Annotated in this window: 16 protein-coding genes; 10 read left to right on the forward strand and 6 right to left on the reverse strand. The window is 59.8% G+C overall.

The annotated features are described in order from the left end of the window. Positions 1 to 86: 86 nt before the first annotated feature. Genes bioF through bioD form a run of 4 tightly spaced genes read left to right on the forward strand, consistent with a single transcriptional unit; the run spans position 87 to position 3498 of the window. Positions 87 to 1268 carry an 8-amino-7-oxononanoate synthase gene (gene bioF / locus EA797_RS02370; RefSeq protein ID WP_122163587.1) on the forward strand — a complete coding sequence of 394 codons (1182 nt, stop codon included), beginning with the start codon at positions 87 to 89 and terminating at the stop codon, positions 1266 to 1268. Beyond that, positions 1261 to 1983 (forward strand): alpha/beta fold hydrolase, encoded by a 723-nt coding sequence (locus tag EA797_RS02375; RefSeq protein ID WP_122163588.1) that lies wholly within the window; start codon positions 1261 to 1263, stop codon positions 1981 to 1983. The genes bioF and EA797_RS02375 overlap by 8 nt, the downstream gene beginning before the upstream one ends. Then, the gene (gene bioC, locus EA797_RS02380) at positions 1980 to 2798 is read left to right on the forward strand and encodes a malonyl-ACP O-methyltransferase BioC (RefSeq protein WP_122163589.1); all 819 of its coding nucleotides are present in this window, start codon (positions 1980 to 1982) and stop codon (positions 2796 to 2798) included. The genes EA797_RS02375 and bioC overlap by 4 nt, the downstream gene beginning before the upstream one ends. Before the next feature lies 1 nt (position 2799). After that, positions 2800 to 3498, forward strand: coding sequence for a dethiobiotin synthase (gene bioD / locus EA797_RS02385; protein ID WP_122163590.1), 699 nt, complete (start codon positions 2800 to 2802; stop codon positions 3496 to 3498). Here bioD and EA797_RS02390 read toward each other — a convergent pair. From EA797_RS02390 to EA797_RS21755, 3 genes are read right to left on the reverse strand one after another with little or no spacing between them, the layout of a single operon-like run. Continuing rightward, positions 3488 to 4657 carry a zinc-dependent alcohol dehydrogenase gene (locus EA797_RS02390; protein WP_122163591.1) on the reverse strand — a complete coding sequence of 390 codons (1170 nt, stop codon included), beginning with the start codon at positions 4655 to 4657 and terminating at the stop codon, positions 3488 to 3490. The two genes, bioD and EA797_RS02390, sit on opposite strands and share 11 nt — an antisense overlap. Further along, entirely contained in the window at positions 4657 to 5445 is a 789-nt protein-coding gene (locus EA797_RS02395) for an SRPBCC family protein (protein ID WP_122163592.1), read from the reverse strand. The genes EA797_RS02390 and EA797_RS02395 overlap by 1 nt, the downstream gene beginning before the upstream one ends. 28 nt (positions 5446 to 5473) lie before the next feature. Then, on the reverse strand, positions 5474 to 5641 hold the full coding sequence (locus EA797_RS21755; RefSeq protein ID WP_167468759.1) for a hypothetical protein: 168 nt from the start codon (positions 5639 to 5641) through the stop codon (positions 5474 to 5476). A 23-nt stretch (positions 5642 to 5664) separates the two neighbouring features. On the opposite strand from EA797_RS21755, the gene EA797_RS02400 reads away from it, so the two are divergent. The 5 genes from EA797_RS02400 to EA797_RS02420 all read left to right on the forward strand — a co-directional run bounded on the left by EA797_RS02400 (position 5665) and on the right by EA797_RS02420 (position 13292). Then, complete coding sequence (locus EA797_RS02400) at positions 5665 to 5919, forward strand: hypothetical protein (RefSeq protein ID WP_122163593.1); 255 nt, start codon at positions 5665 to 5667, stop codon at positions 5917 to 5919. A 221-nt stretch (positions 5920 to 6140) separates the two neighbouring features. Next, a complete protein-coding gene (locus tag EA797_RS02405; RefSeq protein ID WP_122163594.1) occupies positions 6141 to 7946 on the forward strand; it encodes a phenylacyl-CoA dehydrogenase in 1806 nt (601 codons plus the stop codon). Positions 7947 to 8093: 147 nt separating this feature from the next. After that, positions 8094 to 9395, forward strand: coding sequence for a GGDEF domain-containing protein (locus tag EA797_RS02410; RefSeq protein ID WP_122163595.1), 1302 nt, complete (start codon positions 8094 to 8096; stop codon positions 9393 to 9395). Positions 9396 to 9501: 106 nt separating this feature from the next. Then, positions 9502 to 11295 (forward strand): acyl-CoA dehydrogenase C-terminal domain-containing protein, encoded by a 1794-nt coding sequence (locus EA797_RS02415; RefSeq protein ID WP_122163596.1) that lies wholly within the window; start codon positions 9502 to 9504, stop codon positions 11293 to 11295. A gap of 218 nt (positions 11296 to 11513) precedes the next feature. Next, positions 11514 to 13292 carry an acyl-CoA dehydrogenase C-terminal domain-containing protein gene (locus EA797_RS02420; RefSeq protein WP_122163597.1) on the forward strand — a complete coding sequence of 593 codons (1779 nt, stop codon included), beginning with the start codon at positions 11514 to 11516 and terminating at the stop codon, positions 13290 to 13292. Positions 13293 to 13778: 486 nt separating this feature from the next. Here the strand turns inward: EA797_RS02420 and msrA are convergent, their stop codons facing one another. Together msrA and EA797_RS02430 are read right to left on the reverse strand one after the other, a co-directional pair. Then, positions 13779 to 14426, reverse strand: coding sequence for a peptide-methionine (S)-S-oxide reductase MsrA (gene msrA / locus EA797_RS02425; protein ID WP_122163598.1), 648 nt, complete (start codon positions 14424 to 14426; stop codon positions 13779 to 13781). 99 nt (positions 14427 to 14525) lie between these two features. After that, the gene (locus EA797_RS02430) at positions 14526 to 17201 is read right to left on the reverse strand and encodes a bifunctional diguanylate cyclase/phosphodiesterase (RefSeq protein WP_122163599.1); all 2676 of its coding nucleotides are present in this window, start codon (positions 17199 to 17201) and stop codon (positions 14526 to 14528) included. 110 nt (positions 17202 to 17311) lie between these two features. Here EA797_RS02430 and EA797_RS02435 point away from each other — a divergent pair, with 110 nt between their 5' ends. Next, positions 17312 to 17839: a hypothetical protein gene (locus EA797_RS02435; RefSeq protein ID WP_208644399.1), complete on the forward strand. Its 528-nt coding sequence runs from the start codon at positions 17312 to 17314 to the stop codon at positions 17837 to 17839. Positions 17840 to 17898: 59 nt separating this feature from the next. Here EA797_RS02435 and aceF read toward each other — a convergent pair whose 3' ends face one another. Next, positions 17899 to 19914, reverse strand: a complete 2016-nt coding sequence (gene aceF / locus EA797_RS02440; protein WP_122163600.1) for a dihydrolipoyllysine-residue acetyltransferase — start codon at positions 19912 to 19914, stop codon at positions 17899 to 17901. Between the last annotated feature and the right edge of the window lie 14 nt (positions 19915 to 19928).

Below are 19928 nucleotides of genomic sequence, written 5' to 3' on the forward strand. Positions count from 1 at the left end.
GCGAGGGGCGTTTGCTTCCATCGCAAATCACCTCCGCTCCTTCAGGTTTGCCAGCAAGCTGGCCCCTATAAAAAGCTCACCCACTTATGCCCTTCGATCTCGCTTCCGGACTCGCCGAGCGCCGCGCTGCGCATCTGTATCGTCAGCGACCATTGCTGGAGGCGCCGCAGCAGCCAGAGGTGACGGTCGATGGCGAGCGGCTGCTGGCGTTCTGCTCAAACGACTACCTGGGCCTGGCCAGCCACCCCGAGGTAATTCGCGCCATGCAGCAGGGCGCCGAGCGTTGGGGCGTAGGCGGCGGCGCGTCCCATCTGGTGATGGGGCACAGCACGCCGCATCATCAACTCGAGGAAGCTCTGGCTGAGTTCACCGGACGTCCACGGGCGCTACTGTTTTCCACCGGGTACATGGCCAATCTCGCCGCCGTCACCGCGCTCGTGGGGCAAGGCGATACGGTACTCGAAGACCGCCTCAATCATGCGTCTTTGCTCGATGCGGGTCTGCTTAGCGGCGCGCGTTTTTCTCGTTACCTGCACAACGACGCCAACAGCCTGGCCAGCCGGCTGGAGAAAGCGACCGGCAATACACTGGTGGTCACCGACGGCGTGTTCAGTATGGATGGCGATCTGGCCGACCTCCCTACGCTCTGCGTCACTGCCCGATCACGCAATGCCTGGGTGATGGTGGATGACGCCCATGGCTTCGGTCCGTTGGGCAAAACCGGCGGCGGCATCGTCGAGCATTTCGGGCTGGGCATGGATGACGTTCAGGTTCTGGTCGGCACGCTGGGCAAGGCGTTCGGCACAGCCGGTGCCTTCATCGCGGGCAGCGACGATCTGATCGAGACGCTGATCCAGTTCGCCCGTCCCTATATCTACACCACCAGCCAGCCACCCGCGGTGGCTTGTGCGACGTTGAAAAGTCTGGAGCTCCTGCGTACCGAGAACTGGCGACGCGACCATTTGAACCGGCTGATCGAGCGTTTCCGTCAGGGCGCGGCCCGGATCGGCCTGACCCTCATGGACAGCCCGACACCGATCCAGCCGATCCTGGTCGGCAGCAGCGAGCGGGCTTTGCAGCTGTCCGCCGACCTGCGCGCGTGCGGAATTCTGGTTGGCGCGATTCGTCCGCCGACGGTTCCGGCCGGTAGCGCGCGTCTGCGCGTGACCTTCAGCGCGTCGCATAGCGAGGCTCAAGTGGAACGACTGCTGGATATCCTGGCCGAATGCTGGAATCGATTGGCCGAGGAGCCTGGAACCGATGCGTGATCAGCTGATATTGCTGCCCGGATGGGCGTTTGGCCCGGCTGCGTTGCAGCCTTTGTGCGAGGCGCTCACTGAGCTCGTGCCGGATCTCGATGTAGTCATTGAACCTCTGCCTGAGTTAGAGGATGCGGACGCCTGGCTCGAAGAACTGGACCAGCGTCTGCCGAATGAAAGCTGGCTGGGCGGATGGTCCCTGGGGGGCATGCTCGCCGCCGAATTGGCGGCGCGTCGCGTCGATACCTGTCGCGGTTTGATTACCATCGCCAGTAATCCCTGCTTTCGTGCACGCCCTCAATGGCCTGAAGCGATGGCGGCGGATATTTTCGATGCTTTTCATGAGGCCTTCCGGCTTGATCCCGAGGAAACCCTCAAGCGGTTTCGTTTGCTCTGCAGCCGCGGTGGTTACGACCCGCGCACGTTGGCGAGGCAGTTGGAGGTCAGTCAGTCAGCATCGGCGCCTGCCGTGCTGAATGCCGGCCTGCAGTTGCTGGCCGATCTGGATGGTCGTGGCGCCTTGCATGGGTATTTCGGGCCGCAGCTGCACCTCTTTGCTGATGGCGATGCGCTGGTTCCTGCCGCCGCCTGTGATGCACTGCGGCGCTGGATGCCAGGCGTCGAAGCCGAGCTGCTGGCTGGTGCCAGCCACGCATTGCCGCTCGAGCGAGCGGATGACGTGGCGTCGGCGATAGCCGCCTTTATCAAGGGCCAGATGGAATGAGCGAAGCGGTCACGGTCGTGGTAAATGGTGTGGAGAATGAGCTGCCTGACAAGCGTCTGGTTGCGGCCTCGTTTTCTCGCGCTGCCGCCAGTTATGACGCCGTGGCCGAGTTGCAGCGAGCCGTGGGCAGCACCTTGATTGAAGTTTTGCCCGGTGGTATGAAACCGGAGCGATGGCTGGACCTGGGCTGTGGCACCGGCTATTTCTCGCGGATTATGGCGAACCGTTTCCCTGCCAGTGATGGCATCGCGCTGGATATCGCCGAAGGCATGCTGCGCCACGCCAGACCACAAGGTGGCGCATGTGCATTCGTTGCGGGCGATGCCGAATGTTTGCCAGTTCGCGATGCTTCATTCGATCTGATCTTTTCCAGCCTCGCCCTGCAGTGGTGTGATGATTTCTCAGCAGTGCTGGGGGAGGCGGGAAGGGTACTGCGCCCCGGTGGGGTGTTTGCATTCAGCAGTCTGTGCGCTGGCACCTTGCAAGAGTTGCGCGATAGCTGGAAAAGCGTAGATGGTTTTGCTCACGTCAATCGCTTTCGACCCATCAGCGTTTATCAGCGGCATTGCGCTGCCAGTGGGCTGCGCCTGGAGCGGCTGGAAGTCAGACCGCACGTGCTGCACTTTTCCGAGTTGCGCCAGCTCACACACGAACTCAAGGCGCTCGGTGCGCACAACCTTAATCCGGGACGCCCCGGCGGGCTAACTGGCAGGGCGCGAATCCGCGCGTTGGTGGACGCTTACGAGCAGTTCCGCACCCCGGAGGGGCTGCCAGCGACGTACCAGGTCGTATACGGCGTACTGCACAAGGATTGATATGACGGCAGCTTTCTTCATTACCGGTACGGATACCGAGGTCGGCAAGACCACAATCGCAGCGGCGTTACTGCATGCAGCTCGGCGGGCAGGGCTGAGCACGGCTGCGGCAAAGCCCGTCGCATCGGGCTGTGAACGTACGACTGATGGCCTGCGCAATAACGACGCACTGGCGCTGCTGGGCGAGTGCTCGCTTTCGATGCGCTACGAGCAGGTCAACCCGTTCGCCTTCGAGCCAGCCATCGCACCGCATCTCGCGGCGCGTGAGGCCGGCATCGAATTGAGTGTCGCCAAGTTGCTTCAGCCGGTGCGCGACATGCTTGAGATGGGAGCGGACTTCTCCGTGGTTGAAGGTGCGGGTGGCTGGCGCGTGCCGCTGGCCGGCCGCGAAACGCTTTCGGAATTATCCATTCAGCTAGGTCTGCCGGTCATCCTGGTGGTCGGGGTTCGCCTCGGCTGTATCAATCACGCTTTGCTCAGCGCAGAGGCCATAGCGCGTGATGGGCTGCACCTGGCTGGATGGGTCGCCAATATCGTCGATCCGGCGACGTCGCGGCTGCAGGAAAACCTCGAAACCTTGACCGAGCGTCTGGCGGCGCCATGCCTCGGTCAGGTTCCGCGCCTGGCATCGGCAAGCCCGACCGAGGTGGCGCGCTATCTCGATCTCACTTCGCTCAAGGGCTTGCCGCTCACGGTTTGAAGACGGCGCGCATGCACTGCTCGGTCTTGTGCTTGAACAGCTTGTAACCTTCTGGGGAATGCTCCAGGTCCATCGGGTGAGTCAGCAGATAGGACGGGTCCATCTCACCATCGAGAATGTGCTGGAAAATGCGCTCGGCATAGCGCTGTCCTGGCTGCTGTCCGGAACGCAACGTCAGCGCTTTGTTGACAATTGCGCCCATGGGGAATTTGTCCATCAAACCGCCATACACACCCAGCACCGATACCGTACCGCCCTTGCGGCAGGAGTGGATTGCCTGGCGTAGCGCGACGCCACGCTCGGTGTGAAGCCTCAGTTGCTGCTTGACCTTGTCATAGGCGTGTTCAAGTCCCGATCCATGCGCCTCCATGCCGACCGCATCGATGCAGCGGTCCGGGCCTCGGCCGCCAGTGAGTTCCAGCAGCGCTTCATGGACGTCGGTGGTTTCGTAATTGATGGTGATCGCACCTGCCTTGTGCTCGGCCAGCGCCAGACGATCGGTGAAGCGGTCGATGGCAATGACGCGTTCGGCCCCCATCAGATAGGCGCTGCGAATCGCCATCTGCCCTACGCCACCGCAACCCCACACCGCCACGGTATCGCCGTGCTGGATGTCGGCTTGGTCGGCGCCGAAATAGCCGGTCGGGGCGGCGTCGGAGACGAACACCGCCTGCTCATCGCTGACACCTTCGGGCACCTTGAACAGATTCACTTCTGCATAGGGCACACGGATATAAGTGGCGTGGCTGCCGGCGTAACCACCGAATGCATGGCTATACCCGAAGATGCCCGAGCAGGTGTAGCCGTAGGCCAGCTCGGTTTCCGCGCTGTTGGGGTTGGAGTTGTCGCAGCAGTTGAAATTCTTTGCCTTGCAATGGCTACACTCGCCACACCCGATGATGGAAATGGCGATGACACGATCACCCTTGCTGAAGCGGGTCACCGCGGAGCCGGTTTCCACCACCTCGCCAAGAAACTCATGGCCGAGAATGTCCCCCGGATGCATGGTCGGCACGTAGCCGTCGACCAGATGCAGGTCGGATCCGCAGACCGAAGACATGATGACCCTGAGGATCACATCCTTCGGGTTGACGATTTCCGGGTCCGGTACGGTATCGACTTGCAGCATGTTCGGGCCTTGCCAGGTCAGTGCGCGCATTATCGTGCCTCCCCGGTTGCGGCCATGCCGGTGTGCTTGTCGGCCGGATCGCGGTTCATTTGCCCGGTTGAGATCTCGCCGGTCTCAATCAGCTGTTTGAAGCGGCGCAGGTTTTGCTCAGCCTTGAATCCTGTGAATTTGCTGACGCCACGTGCCAATGCGTAACCCAACTGGCCGCCAGGCACTTCATGAGCCACCACGGCCTGTATTTCGGTACCGTTGCCTCTGAACGCTTCGCGGAAAGTGACCCAGCCCATATTGCGTACAAGCGCGTTGGGCTCGGACATCCAGGCCAATCGTTCACCGGGGATATCCTCGGTAACGTAGGTATCCCATTCGACGGTCTGGTCCGTCATTGGAATGCGGGCAACCCAGTGGGCGTGGTGATCGTCCCGTGTCTCGACGCGCTCTATGAACTCCATGAAAGTCGGCATGTTGCTGAAGTCGCGCCAGTAACGGTAAACCTCGTCCCGTGGCCTGTTTACCGTGATGCTTTTAGATAGCGCTCGAGCGCGGCCCCAATGGTGTTGGTCGGCCAGCTGGCTCTCGTACAGCGTCGGCGCAAGAGCACGCTTGGCATTGCACTGCCCGGAGCCGCCTCGGGCGATAGCCAAGCCCCCTGCTGCCAGCTCCAGCAGTCCGAACACGCCGCCATTTCGCAGGCCTCGACCCATCAGCCAGCCGCCAAGGAAACCCGAGGCCAGGCGCTCGATGCCATTGAGATTAGGCGCTCCGGGCTGGTCCGGAGCGGTACGCGAGGAAACAAGCGGCGGCTGCGAGGGGGTCATGGCTATCCTCCGAAATAAGCGGTAGTAGTCAGCTGACTGCATCCAGATGACAGGTGTTCCGACGCATTTGGGGCGCGGCGATGAATGTACCGCCATAGATCCGGTAGTAAATCCACAGATCCGGTAATAAATAGGCACCTGTTATAGCGACATCGAACTGGCGCCAATTCAACGCCTCTGGTTCAATGATGGCCATGTGGTCCTCGCGGGAGTTCAACCATGCAAATCAACAACAGCCTTCTATCTGCAGGCTTAGGTGCTTATCAGGCCGGGCAGCAGCGCGTCGATCAGGCGGCAACAGTCATAGCCGGACGCACGGTGCCGGTTGAAACATCCCAAGTAGTGGCCGAGACGGTTGAGCTGACTGAACAGCTAGTGCAGATGAAAGTGGGCGAGCACCAAGCCAAGGCCGGCGTGCGCTTGCTTCAATCAGCCGACGAAGTGCTCGGCACCTTGGTCAATACCAAAGCCTGACCCGGCCCGCCGCCGTACCCCGCGGCGTTCTGATCCCGATCTACAATTACGAAGATGCCGACGAACGGCGTCATGGTCGCTGCTTGACATCGATCAGGCCTAAACGTATGTTTCAAACGCCTGTTTGACCTGCCGGGGCTAAGCCGGATGGTCCATTCCAAATCAAGCGTGGCTGACCTTTCAGTCACCTGAATCAAGAACCCACCGCTGAGGTTTACGATATGCCTGACTACAAGGCCCCCTTGCGCGATATCCGCTTTGTACGTGACGAATTGCTCGGTTACGAAGCGCACTATCAGAGCCTTCCGGGTTGTGAAGACGCCACCCCGGACATGGTCAATGCCATTCTCGATGAAGGCGCCAAGTTCTGTGAGCAGGTCATCGCACCGCTGAATCGCGTGGGTGACATCGAAGGCTGTACCTGGAGCGAAAATGGCGTGAAGACGCCGACCGGCTTCAAGGAAGCCTACAAGCAGTTCGTCGAAGGCGGCTGGCCGAGCCTCGCCCATGACGTCGAGCACGGCGGTCAGGGTCTGCCGGAATCGCTGGGACTGGCCATCAGCGAAATGATCGGTGAAGCCAACTGGTCCTGGGGCATGTACCCCGGCCTGTCGCACGGCGCGATGAATACTCTGCACGAGCACGGCACCGCTGAGCAGCAGCAGGCTTATCTGACCAAGCTTGTCTCCGGCGAGTGGACCGGCACCATGTGCCTGACCGAGCCGCATTGCGGCACCGACCTGGGCATGCTGCGCACCAAGGCCGAGCCTCAGGCCGATGGCAGCTACAAGGTGTCCGGCACCAAGATCTTCATCTCCGCTGGCGAGCACGACATGGCCGACAATATCGTCCATATCGTATTGGCCCGTCTGCCCGATGCGCCGGCTGGCACCAAGGGTATCTCGTTGTTCATCGTGCCGAAGTTCCTGCCGAACGCCGAAGGCGGTGTGGGCGAGCGCAATGGCGTGTCCTGCGGCTCCCTTGAACACAAGATGGGCATCCACGGCAACGCCACCTGCGTGATGAACTTCGACGGCGCTACGGGCTTCCTGATCGGGCCGCCGAACAAGGGCCTGAACTGCATGTTTACGTTCATGAACACGGCGCGCCTGGGTACAGCTCTGCAAGGGCTGGCACATGCCGAAATCGGTTTCCAGGGCGGCATCAAGTATGCGCGTGAGCGCCTGCAGATGCGTTCGCTGACCGGTCCGAAGGCACCTGAAAAGGCTGCTGACCCGATCATCGTGCACCCCGACGTGCGCCGCATGCTGCTGACCATGAAGGCCTTCGCCGAAGGCAACCGGGCGATGATGTATTTCGCAGCCAAGCAGGTCGACATCGTCCAGCGCAGCAAGGATGAAGCCGAGCGCAAAGCCGCCGACGCGATGCTCGCGTTCCTGACGCCGATCGCCAAGGCGTTCATGACCGAAGTCGGCTTCGAAGCTGCCAACCACGGTGTGCAGATCTACGGTGGCCACGGCTTCATCGCCGAGTGGGGCATGGAGCAGAACGTGCGCGACAGCCGGATCTCTTGCCTGTACGAGGGCACCACCGGCATCCAGGCGCTCGACCTGCTGGGACGCAAGGTGCTGATGACTCAGGGCGAGGCTCTGAAGGGCTTCACCAAGGTCGTTCACAAGTTCTGCCAGGCCAACGAAGGCAACGAGCCAGTCAAGCAGTTCGTCGAACCACTGGCCAAGCTGAACAAGGAGTGGGGCGATCTGACCATGAAGGTCGGTATGGCCGCGATGAAGAACCGCGAAGAAGTAGGTGCCGCCTCGGTGGATTACCTGATGTATTGCGGTTACGCCTGCCTGGCCTACTTCTGGGCAGACATGGCTCGCCTGGCGTCGGAGAAGATTGCTGCCGGTGAAGATGCGGACGGCTTCTACACCGCCAAGGTGCAGACCGCGCGGTTCTACTTCCAGCGTATCCTGCCGCGTACTCGCACCCATGTCGAAGCCATGCTGTCGGGTGCTGACAACCTGATGGACATGGACGAAGCTCACTTCGAGCTGGCTTACTAAGCCCTCGCTATAAAAAACCGCTGCCACGGCAGCGGTTTTTTTTGCCTTGGATTTGGCATGCGTACGGTCGTTTTTCTGATCGGCAGGTGATCGAGGCAACAAGTACAGGCAGAATGCGGGCTCTTCCAGGCCGTCACCGGAGCCGTCGTGCCCCGCCTGAGCTTCGCACGCTTCAATCACTTCTATGCGCCGCTAGCATTGCTGGCCGGTGGACTGGTTGCTGCGCGTCAGCCGAGCCTGAACGAGTTCTTTACGTCGCTTTTCAATGTGCTACCGACCGTTTTGCTATTGCTGGGCGGCGCGTTTTGCGTCGCCTATGCGCGAGTCCGCGAGACGTTCCTGCTGGTGGTTATCTATCTGGTCTACTTTCTGCTCGATACCCAGGTCGATCATTACCGTTTGACTGGCAAGCCGTTGCCCGAGGCCGCGCTGACATTCCATCTCTGCAGCTTGCTACTTCCGGCGCTCTACGGGCTCTACGGGTTGTGGCATGAGCGCGCTCATCTGTTTCAGGACGGCTTGGCGCGTCTTGCGGTGCTGTTTGCTGTGCTGGTATCGGCGTTCGCGTTGGCCCGGCGGTTCCCTGACGCGATCCTCGCCTGGCTCACCGAGATTCGTTGGCCATCGCTGCAGTCCGATTGGCTGCAATTGATACAGATGGCCTATCCGGTCTTTTTGATCGCACTGCTCGGTCTTCTAGTGCAATACCTGCGACGCCCTCGCCCGGTGCACGCCGCGCAACTGATGGTGCTGTTAGGGCTGCTCCTGATGCTGCCGCAGGTATTCATACGGCACGGCGCTTTGAATGTCATGAGCAGCCTGATGATGCTGACACTGGTGATATCGGTCGCGCAGGAGGCCTATCAGATGGCTTTTCGTGACGAGCTGACCGGGCTGCCTGGCAGGCGTGCCTTGAATGAGCGATTGCAGCGCCTTGGTCGCCAGTACGTAATTGCAATGGTCGATGTGGATCGTTTCAAGGCATTCAACGATACCCATGGGCACGACGTTGGTGACGAAGTACTGCGGCTGGTAGCAAGCCAGCTGCGAAAGGTCGGCGGCGGAGGGCGTGCCTATCGTTACGGTGGCGAGGAGTTCGCGCTGGTGTTCCCAGGGCGGGATCTCGATCATTGCCTGCCCCATCTGGAAGCCGTGAGGTTGTCCGTCGAGAGCTATCCTTTGCAATTGCGGGACAAGTCCAGACGACCCAGGGATGCGGAACAGGGCCGGCAGCGCCGCGGTGACAGTGCGGCCTCTGTGGTTTCGGTGACTGTCAGTATTGGCGTGGCCGAGCGGCTGACGACACAGCGCGCCGCGGAGGAGGTCATCAAGCTGGCCGATCGGGCGCTCTATAGCGCCAAAGCCGCTGGACGCAACTGCATTCGCGCCCATGGCGAGAACAGGCGCGGAGCGGTGCGCACAGCGAAGGAGTCGGCGGCGGACGCTTAGTGGTTATGGTGATGCATTCATCGCGCGCAATGTGATTGTTGCATGCGTCGCTCTCCCAGTAGCGTGCCGGAATTGCCCCGCCGGTTCTGCTCTGGAGAACGATAAGATGCCCGCTTACAAGGCCCCATTGCGCGACATGCGCTTTCTCATTGACGAGGTGTTCGACTTCCACGGCAGCTATGCGGCCAACGGCGCGCATGACGCCACGCCGGACATGGTCAATGCCATCCTGGAAGAGGGAGCCAAGTTCTGCGAGCAGGTTCTTGCGCCACTCAATCGTAGCGGTGACGAGGAGGGCTGCCATTTCGACAACGGCGTGGTGACCACGCCGAAGGGCTTCAAGGAGGCATTTGCTCAATATGCCGAGGGTGGGTGGATGGCTTTAGCCTCGGACCCGGCATACGGTGGCCAGGGCTTGCCGCACTCGCTGGGGTTGGTCATCGGCGAAATGATCGGCTCCGCCAATACCTCATTCGGCATGTATCCGGGACTGACTCACGGCGCCATGGCGGCGATCGGCGCCCACGGAACCGATGCGCAGAAGCAGACCTATCTGAGCCCTATGACCGAGGGACGCTGGACCGGCACCATGTGCCTGACCGAGTCCCACTGCGGCACGGACCTGGGCATCATCAAGACCCGTGCAACCCCACGGGAAGATGGTAGCTACGCAATCAGCGGCACGAAGATTTTCATCTCGGCCGGCGAGCACGACATGAGTGAGAATATCGTGCATCTGGTATTGGCCAAGCTTCCGGATGCACCGGCCGGGACCAAGGGTATTTCGTTGTTCATCGTCCCGAAGTTCTTGCCTGATGCTTCGGGTGAAGCCGGCGCTCGCAATGGCGTGGCCTGTGGTTCCATCGAGCACAAGATGGGCATCAAAGCCTCGGCGACCTGTGTGATCAATTTCGATGGCGCGACAGGCTTCCTCATCGGCGAGCCGAACAAGGGTCTCAACTGCATGTTCACCATGATGAACCATGCCCGTCTGGGCACGGGCATGCAGGGTTTGTGCAGCGGCGAGGCGAGCTTCCAGGGCGCCATTCAGTACGCCAAAGAGCGTTTGCAGATGCGCGCCCTCACTGGCGCGAAGTTTCCTGACAAGCCCGCCGATCCGATCATCGTGCACCCTGACGTCCGGCGCATGCTGCTCACGATGAAGGCCTTCAACGAAGGTAATCGCGCGTTGGCCTATTACACGGCGCAGCTGCTCGATCAGGTTCACAGCCCGGATGAAAGCAAGCGCAAGGAGGCAGAGGGCCTGTTGGCGTTCCTCACGCCTATCTGCAAGGCGTTCATGACTGATTCGGGCCTGGAAGTAACCAACCTCGGCATGCAGGTGTTCGGTGGTCACGGTTATATCCGTGAGTGGGGCATGGAGCAGCTGGTTCGCGACTGCCGTATCGCACCGATATATGAGGGAACCAATGGGATCCAGGCATTGGATCTGCTGGGCCGCAAGGTGCTGGGTAGCCAGGGCAAGCTGATGCTCGGGTTTACCAAGCAGGTGCACAAGTTCTGCGAAGCCCAAGTCCAGCATCCTCAGTTGCATGCCTATGTAGCGCAACTGGCAGGTCTCAATCGAGACCTGGGCGATATCACTCAGCGGATCGGTATGGCCGCGATGAAGAATCCTGACGAAGTAGGCGCGGCATCGGTCGATTACCTGATGTACTGCGGCTACCTGATTCTCGGCTACTTCTGGTTGCGTATGGCTGTGGTTGCGCTAAGCAAGCTTGACGAGGGTGGGAGCGACCCAGCTTTCTACCAGTCGAAGCTGGCTACTGCGGAGTTTTACTTCACCCGTCTGTTGCCCCGTACGTCGGCCCACAAAGCGGCGATAGAAGCGGGAAGCGCAAGCCTGATGAAGTTGTCAGCGGATGAATTTGCGTTCTGATTCCAATGGATTGCTCAAGCCCGCCACGCGCGGGCTTTTCCCTGTCCTTCGCTTTCACACGATCTCACTGGTGGCGGTATTTCAGCTGACCGTAATGCCGGAATGAGAACTTTGCGGTCATTTTAAGACGCTTCGGGCGCTGATTAGTCTTCAGTTAGACTCGCGAAACTGCTACGGCCAATCGGTCGGGTGACATGTTTTCTGCGAGGTCTTTTTCCATGGCTGACTACAAAGCACCGCTGCGCGATATGCGTTTTGTTCTGAACGAAGTCTTCGATGCCCCGAAGCTCTGGCAGACGCTGCCAGCGCTCGCTGAAGTCGTGGATGCCGAAACCGCCGAAGCGATCCTGGAGGAGGCGGGCAAGATCACCGCCAACACCATCGCGCCGCTCAATCGCAGCGGTGACGAAGAAGGCTGTCACTGGAAGGATGGCGCGGTCTCGACCCCAGCGGGTTATCCGCAGGCCTATCGCCTGTACGCCGAGGGCGGTTGGGTCGGCGTAGGCGGTGACCCGGCATATGGTGGCATGGGCATGCCCAAGGCGATATCGGCTCAGGTCGAAGAGATGATGAATTCTGCCAGCCTGGCGTTCGGTCTGTACCCCATGCTGACCTCGGGCGCCTGTCTGTCGATCTACGCCCACGCCAGTGAAGAGCTGAAACAGAAGTACCTGCCGAACATGTATGCCGGTGTCTGGTCCGGTTCGATGTGCTTGACCGAGCCGCACGCCGGCACGGATCTCGGCATCATTCGTACCAAGGCGGAACCGCAGGCAGATGGTTCCTATAAGGTCAGCGGTACCAAGATCTTCATTACCGGCGGCGAGCACGATCTCACCGAAAACATCATCCACCTGGTATTGGCAAAGCTGCCCGATGCACCGGCCGGCTCGCGCGGTATCTCGTTGTTCCTGGTACCGAAAGTAATGGTCAATGAAGACGGCAGCCTGGGTGAGCGCAACACTCTGAGCTGCGGCTCCATCGAGCATAAGATGGGCATTCAGGCCTCTGCGACCTGCGTCATGAATTTCGACGGCGCCACGGGCTGGATGGTTGGCGAGCCGAACAAGGGCTTGGCCGCGATGTTCACCATGATGAACTACGAGCGTCTGGGCGTCGGCATCCAGGGGCTTTCAACGGGTGAGCGGTCTTATCAGAGCGCCATCGAGTATGCCCGCGACCGTATCCAGAGCCGTGCACCGACTGGGCCGGTCGCTCAAGACAAGGCCGCGGACCCGATCATCGTGCACCCAGATGTGCGTCGCATGCTGTTGACCATGAAGGCGCTGAACGAAGGCGGGCGTGCTTTCTCCAGCTATGTGGCATTGCAGTTGGACATCGCCAAGTTCAGCGATGATGAGGAAGCCCGGCAGCGTGCTGAAGCCCAGGTGGCCTTGCTGACTCCTGTGGCCAAAGCATTCCTCACCGATATGGGACTGGAGACTACGGTGCACGGCCAGCAGATCTTCGGTGGTCACGGCTTCATTCGGGAATGGGGCCAGGAGCAGCTGGTACGCGACTGTCGCATTACCCAGATCTACGAAGGCACCAACGGCATCCAGGCACTCGACCTGCTCGGGCGTAAGGTCGTCGGTAGCGGTGGCGAGCTCTATAACGCATTCGCCAATGAAATCCGCAGTTATTGCGCGGCCGCTGGCGCTGAGCTTGGCGAGTTCGTGACGCCGCTGAAAGCTGCACTGGAGCAGCTAGATGAACTTACAGCTTTCGTAATGGATGCAGCCAAGAACAACCCTAATGAGATTGGTGCCGCTTCGGTGGAGTATTTGCACGTGTTCGGCTACACCGCTTACGCCTATATGTGGGCACGCATGGCTGGAGCATCGCTTGGCAAGGAGGCGCAAGATGACTTCTACGCTAGCAAGCTAGGCACTGCGCGCTTTTACTTCGCGCGGCTGCTGCCCCGTATCCACTCTCTCAGTGCCTCAGTACGTGCGGGCAGCGATTCGCTCTACCTACTAAAAGCAGCTCAGTTCTAAGAATAGGGTTAATTCATGGCGGCAGAATGAAATTAATTCGCCATCTTCTGGAACAAAAGGCCACTACTCCAGTCCTACATCTGCATCATTTGTAGGTGATTACTTACACATAAAGCCCAAGGAAGGTTTTTTGTAAGTAATTGCTTACAAGGCGTGGTGCAAAAATGCTACTACAGGTCTCAACGACCGGACGGTAGTCTTTTGCACTATGGACGCCGCGTACGGAAGCGCTCAGACAAGAGGGATGCGTAGCGGAACGACGCCAGGATGGCGCAAGTCATGGATGTCAGGATTCAGTCTGCAAAGGCCCCGCTTCGGCGGGGTTTTCTTTTTGTGGCGAGATTATGGCCACCTATCAACGGCAGCGCTCGGAAGGGCTTGTGTGGGTCGCTGCGATCATCACGTTCATGCTGATGACCGAGCGACTCCCCCAGCAGTTACCTTGGCTTGAATTGGCGCACTAGTCCTATCCGCTTAAGCCAGCACTCAAGCAGGCATACAGACGCCGGTGCCGCCTAGTCCGCAATAACCGCCGGGGTTCTTGGCCAGATATTGCTGGTGGTAGGCCTCGGCATAGTAATAGGAGGGTGCATCGCCAATTTCCGTGGTAATGCTCCCAAGGCCATGCTTCTGTAGTTCGGCCTGAAAGCGCGCTTCGCTTGCGCGGGCAGCATCCAATTGAGCGGAATCGAAGCAGTAGATAGCGGAGCGGTACTGGGTGCCGATGTCGTTGCCTTGACGCATCCCTTGAGTCGGGTTGTGCGCTTCCCAGAACAGCTTCAGCAGCTCGTCGTAGGAAACCACATGCGGATCGAACACGACGAGTACCGCTTCAGTGTGCCCGGTCAGGCCCGAGCAAACCTCTTCGTACGTCGGATTGGGTGTGTGCCCTCCCGCGTAGATCACGGCAGTGGTCCAGACGCCTGGCTGCTCCCAGAAGCGCCGCTCAGCTCCCCAGAAGCAACCCATGGCGAATATGGCGTGTTGCAGGTTCGCCGGGAAGGGCGGTTGGAGTGGATTGCCGTTAACGAAGTGGGCAGCTGGCACAGGCACTGCGGTGGCACGGCCTGGTAAGGCTTGCCCTGCATCGGGGATGGCTTGTTTGTGAACGAGAATTTGCGAGCGCAGCGTCATGGTGGTCCTCGTGCCTGGGTCTGAGTTTGCTAGGCGTAGCCTAGGCTACCAAGCGCACAAAACCAATGCGCCAAACCGGTCTGCCACCCGGACGAAAGGTCAGAGCCAGTTCGGATAGCGGCTCAGCGACTTTACGAGTTGGCTGCCCGGTATCGGTCGGTCGAAAAGATAGCCCTGACCGATATCGCAGCGTTGATGACGCAGAAAAGCGAGTTGCTCCGCGGTTTCGATGCCTTCCGCAACTACCTTGAGGTTTAGGTTGCGAGCCATCGCGATTACCGCCGAGGTGATCTCGATATCGTCCTGGTTACCCGGAATGTCCTTGATGAAGCTGCGGTCGATCTTGATCACATCGATGGGGAATTTCTTGAGGTAGCTCAGTGAGGAATAACCGGTGCCGAAGTCGTCCATTGCCAGTGTCACCCCAAGCGCTTTGAGTCCAATCAGCTGCTGGCGGGTATCTTCGGTCGCTTCGAGTAGCAGGCTCTCGGTCAGCTCCAGCTCAAGACACGCTGCCGGGAAGCGCTCTTCATCAAGGATGGTGGCGATGGAGCTCACGAGGTCCGGATCCGAAAATTGCTTGGGGGACAGATTTATCGCGATCTGCGGTGAGCCCTTGCCCAGCGCTGCGAGCTGTATCCCCATTCGGCATGCCTCGCGGGCCACCCACTTGCCTATCGGGATGATCAGCCCGGTTTCCTCGGCAACCCCGATGAATTGATCCGGCCTGATCATGCCTTTTTCCGGATGATTCCATCGCAGTAGCGCTTCCACGCCCTGCAGCCGACCGCTGCGCAGACACAGCTTGGGTTGGTAGAAGACCTCCAGCTCGTTCTGCACCAGTGCACGGCGTAGGTTGTTTTCCACAAAAAGCTTGTAGTTCGCCTCGGCATGAAGCGCTTCGGTGAACACCTGGACCTGATTCTTGCCGTTGGCCTTGGCCTTGTGCAGAGCCTGGCCGGCGTGTTTCATCAACGTCTCCGGATCAGCGCCATGCAGAGGTGAACAAGCCAGGCCCAGCGAGGCGCTGACACTGATCAGCTGCTTGTCGACAAACAACGGCTTATCCAGGATGCGCAGGACCTGATGGGCCAGATGCTGTCCTTCTTCCAGATCCATGTCATCGAGCAGCAGGGCGAACTCGTTGCTTGCAAAGCGTGCCAGTACGGCGTCGCGGCTCAGACTGTTGCGAAGACGTCGGGCCAGGCTTGCCAGCAGCTTGTCGCCCGTCTGATGGCCCAGGCTATCGTTGATGCGCTTGAAGTTGTCGATGTCCACCAACAGCAGGCAAAGCTGGGGCTCTTTGCCCGAGGCGAAGCGCTCTTCGATGCTACGTATGAAGAACGGCCGGTTACCGAGGCTGGTCAGGTTATCGGTATAGGCAAGGCGCTCGATATGCTGCTGGGACAGCTTGCTCTGGGTGATGTCTTCATAGATACCAATGTAATGGGTGAGCTCGCCGTTCTCGCCGAACACTTTGGATATGGACAGTTGCCCCCAGTACGGCTCGAGATTCTTGCGTCGGCTCCGGAACTCGCCCTGCCAGCTGTTGCTTTTCGCCAACGTTGAAGTGGTATCGAAGAGCAGCTCGCAGAGGTTTTCCAATGCGGTCAGGTCAGAAAGGCGCCTGCCGCTAACTTCATCGGCCGAAAACTGGGTGATGGCGGTGAAGCTGGGGTTTACGTATTCGACGATCCCTTCGCGGTCGACCAGGATGAAGGCGCTGGCGCTTTGTTCCACCGCACGCTGGAAGAGATGCAAGGTGTGTGTAGCGCTGAGGCGCTGCTGGTTGGCCAGCACCTGCGCATACTGGTCGGCCAACTCGCCCGCGAAGGCGACTTCGTCGGTGTGCCAGGTGCGGATACACCCGGAGTGCTCCAGACAAAGCACACCAATCACTTCGCCGCCGATTCGGATGGAGGCGTCCAGAATCGAACTTATGCCGCGAGGTTTGAAGTAGCTACCCAGCAGTTCCTGTGTGCGGGCATCCTCGACGACATTTTGCACCTCTATGACTCGGCCGCTGTGCAGTGCCTCCACATACAGAGGGCACGCAGACAGGTCCAGCGAAGGGGGGTATTCCAAGCTGTCCTTGTCACGTCGGTACGCGGCGATCGGCTGGAGCAAATTGCCATTCAGATGCCAAATGGAGGCCCGTGCAATTCCATAGGCCTCGCTGGCCGCCTGGGTGATCAGTTGCGCGGCCTCGAGCTGAGGGTCAACCGCACCGTATCGATGCCTTGCCAGGCGCACGATCAGGCTCTGCTGCGCGCGGCAACGAATCAGATGCTCCAGATGATCATCCTGAGCATTCTGATAGAACTCCAGGGAAGAGCGGAGCTTGGCGTTCTGTGACTCCAGCGCTGGAGAGTCCCCTGCACCATGCGATTCGACGATCAGGTAACCACGCACCAGTTCTCGGCCATACTGCAGGCAGACTTCACCGGTCTCCAATACATCCCGAGGACCGTTCGCCGTGTGCAGGCAGTAGCGAATGGAATAGTGGCCTTGGGTGGCTAGCTGGGTTTGTACGACATCATGAAGACGAAGACGAACCTGCGGTTCCATCAGGCTGGCGTAAGGCGAATCAATTAGCGAACAGAGGTCCTGCGCAGGCAGGCCGAGGTGGCGTTCACAGGCCGGATCGAGAAATAGAAGCGCCCAACTGGACTCGTTCAAACGCTCGAAGCGCAGCATGCCCAGCCTTGACGGCACTGGCAACTGCGTCACAACCTCGGTCGCCAAACGGCTGGCGGCATCGGTATGTATTTTCATCGAGCGGTTTGCTTCCAGTATGCTGCGGGAGTCGCTTCGTTAGCCGCAGCTTAGACGCTTTTTAAGGCGCGGCGATGGCTAAATAATATTAATTATCGCAAGGGTGCATCATGCAGCAGGGACTGACAAGTCGGCTATCAAAGTTACTGTTGATCTCGGTTTTCCTGATTGCCGGCGGAACGCTTAACGCCGCTGAGTCGGACGCCTTGGATTCTGATGAACCGGCCAGATATCTGGGTGAGCTCAAAGCTCTTTATCTGACCTCCGATGAGCGGAAAGCTCTGCTGACACACAGCAACTCCTTGCTCAAGACCTATGGTCTGCGCGCCGAGTATCAAGTGGGGCAGGCCAAGCCTGCAGATTTGCACTACCAACTGAGCGTGGGCTCTCCTGGGGAGCTACGTATCCGCGAGGAGCGGCGCGACGCGTCCGGCAATATTGCCGTTCGCAACCGCGGCTTTTCAGTGTTCGGAATGGATCCGTTCATTCAATATCAATGCCCGCCTCAGGGCCTGGTGTGTACCTTCGGCAGCCCGACTGGCGGTGACCCCTGGTTGACTATTCTTCGCGATCCCCAAGGCGCTGAAGAGCTGGCTAAAGCATTGTCATTCCTTTTTCGCAACCTGCAGAAAGGCTGATTCCCTAGATGCGAGAAACAAAAAACCCGCTATAGGCGGGTTTTTTGTGGCTCATCCCATCAAAGCAGCATGGTTCGAATATCCGCGAGCAGCTCGGACAGGCGCTTGGTAAAGCGCGCGGCCGCAGCGCCATTGATGACGCGGTGATCATAGGACAGCGACAGTGGCAGCATCAGGCGAGGCTGGAATGCTTTGCCATCCCACACCGGCTGCATGGCAGCTTTCGATACACCCAAGATCGCCACTTCCGGCGCATTGACGATCGGCGTGAAGCCGGTGCCACCGATGTGGCCGAGGCTCGATATGGTGAAGCAGGCGCCCTGCATGGCATCCGGTGACAGCTTCTTGGTGCGAGCCTTCTCGGCCAGCTCCGCCGCTTCACCCGCCAGTTGCAGCAAGCTCTTCTGATCCACGTTCTTGATGACCGGAACCATCAGGCCGTCCGGCGTATCCACAGCGAAGCCGACATGCACGTACTTCTTTCGAATCAGCGCCTTGCCACTCGGTGCCAGTGAACTGTTGAAGTCCGGTAGCTCCTTGAGCAAATGCGCGCAGGCCTTGAGCAGCAGCGGCAGTACGGTGAGCTTGACTCCGGCTTTCTCGGCGATCGCCTTCTGTGCGACCCGGAAGGCCTCCAGCTCGGTAATGTCGGCTGACTCGAACTGAGTCACGTGCGGAACATTGAGCCAGCTGCGGTGCAGATTGGCGGCGCCGACCTGCATCAGGCGCGTCATCGGCACTTCTTCGATCTCACCAAAGCGGCTGAAATCGATAGTCGGGATCGATGGAATGCCCGCGCCACCGGCAGCGCCTTCGGCCGGCGCCTGCTTGGCTTTGGACATCATGGTCTTGACGTAGGCCTGTACGTCCTCCTTGAGAATCCGGCCCTTGGGCCCGGTGCCCGTGACATCAGCCAGTTCTACGCCGAATTCCCGCGCGGTCATGCGGACGGCTGGACCGGCATGCACCTTGGTGCCTGCCTTGCTTGGGCCAGTGACCGTCGGAGCGGGCGTCGCTGTCGCCTTGGCTTCCGGCACGCCTTGCTTGTTCGGAGCAACCGCCTGTTGTTGAGATACCGCCTCTTGCTGCGGCTGGGATTTCGCTTCGGTCTTTCTCGCGGGTGCTGCGCCTGCAACCTTCAGGGTCAGGATCAAGTCGCCCGTCTTGGCTTCGTCGCCCACTTTGATCGACAGGGATTCCACCACGCCGGCCTTCGGTGCCGGTATTTCCATGCTGGCCTTGTCGGACTCGAGCGTGATCAGCGACTGATCCGCTTCGACGCTGTCACCGGCCTTGACCATGACTTCAATGACATTGGCGCTGCCACTGGAGCCGATGTCCGGGATCCGAACCTCCTCCACGGAATCGCCTGCTGCTTCGGCAGGTTCTTCTGCGGCCTGCTCGGTGAGCTTTTCCTTAGGCTGGCTCTGCGTCTGACTGGCCGCTGACTTGTTGGCAGCAGGCTTGCTCGCTGCCGCGCCCTTGAGAATCAGGATCAGGTCGCCGGTGCCGACTTCGTCGCCGACGTTTACCGAAATGCTCTCGACAACGCCTGCTGCCGGAGACGGGATATCCATGCTGGCTTTGTCGGACTCTAGCGTGATCAGTGCTTGCTCGGCAGCAATGGTATCGCCTGGCTTGACAGAGATTTCGATCACGCTGGCTTTTGCCGAAGAGCCGATGTCGGGCACCTTGATTTCCTGCGACTCGCCTTCCTGGGCAGAGGCCGAAGGGTTGTCATCGCCCGGAGGTGTCGGCTCCTCGGCTTCGTCGGCAGGACCGCCACTGCTGGCGCCGTCCGGCTCGGCAGCGGCTTGCGCCGGCGCCTCGCTGCTTTGACCGTCTTCGCTTTCCAGTTCAAGCAGATCGTCGCCCTCTTTCAGGCGGTCGCCGAGCTTGACCTTCAAAGCTTTCACCACGCCCGCCTTGGGCGCGGGAATCTCCATGCTGGCCTTGTCGGACTCGAGCGTCAGGATGCTCTGGTCGGCTTCGATACGGTCGCCGACCTTGACGAACAACTCGATTACTTCACCCTCACCGCTGCCGATGTCGGGTACGCGTATGGTTTCACTCACAATAGGTTCTCCTG

The sequence above is a fragment of the Stutzerimonas zhaodongensis genome (assembly GCF_003696365.1).
Classification (GTDB): Bacteria; Pseudomonadota; Gammaproteobacteria; order Pseudomonadales; family Pseudomonadaceae; genus Stutzerimonas; species Stutzerimonas zhaodongensis.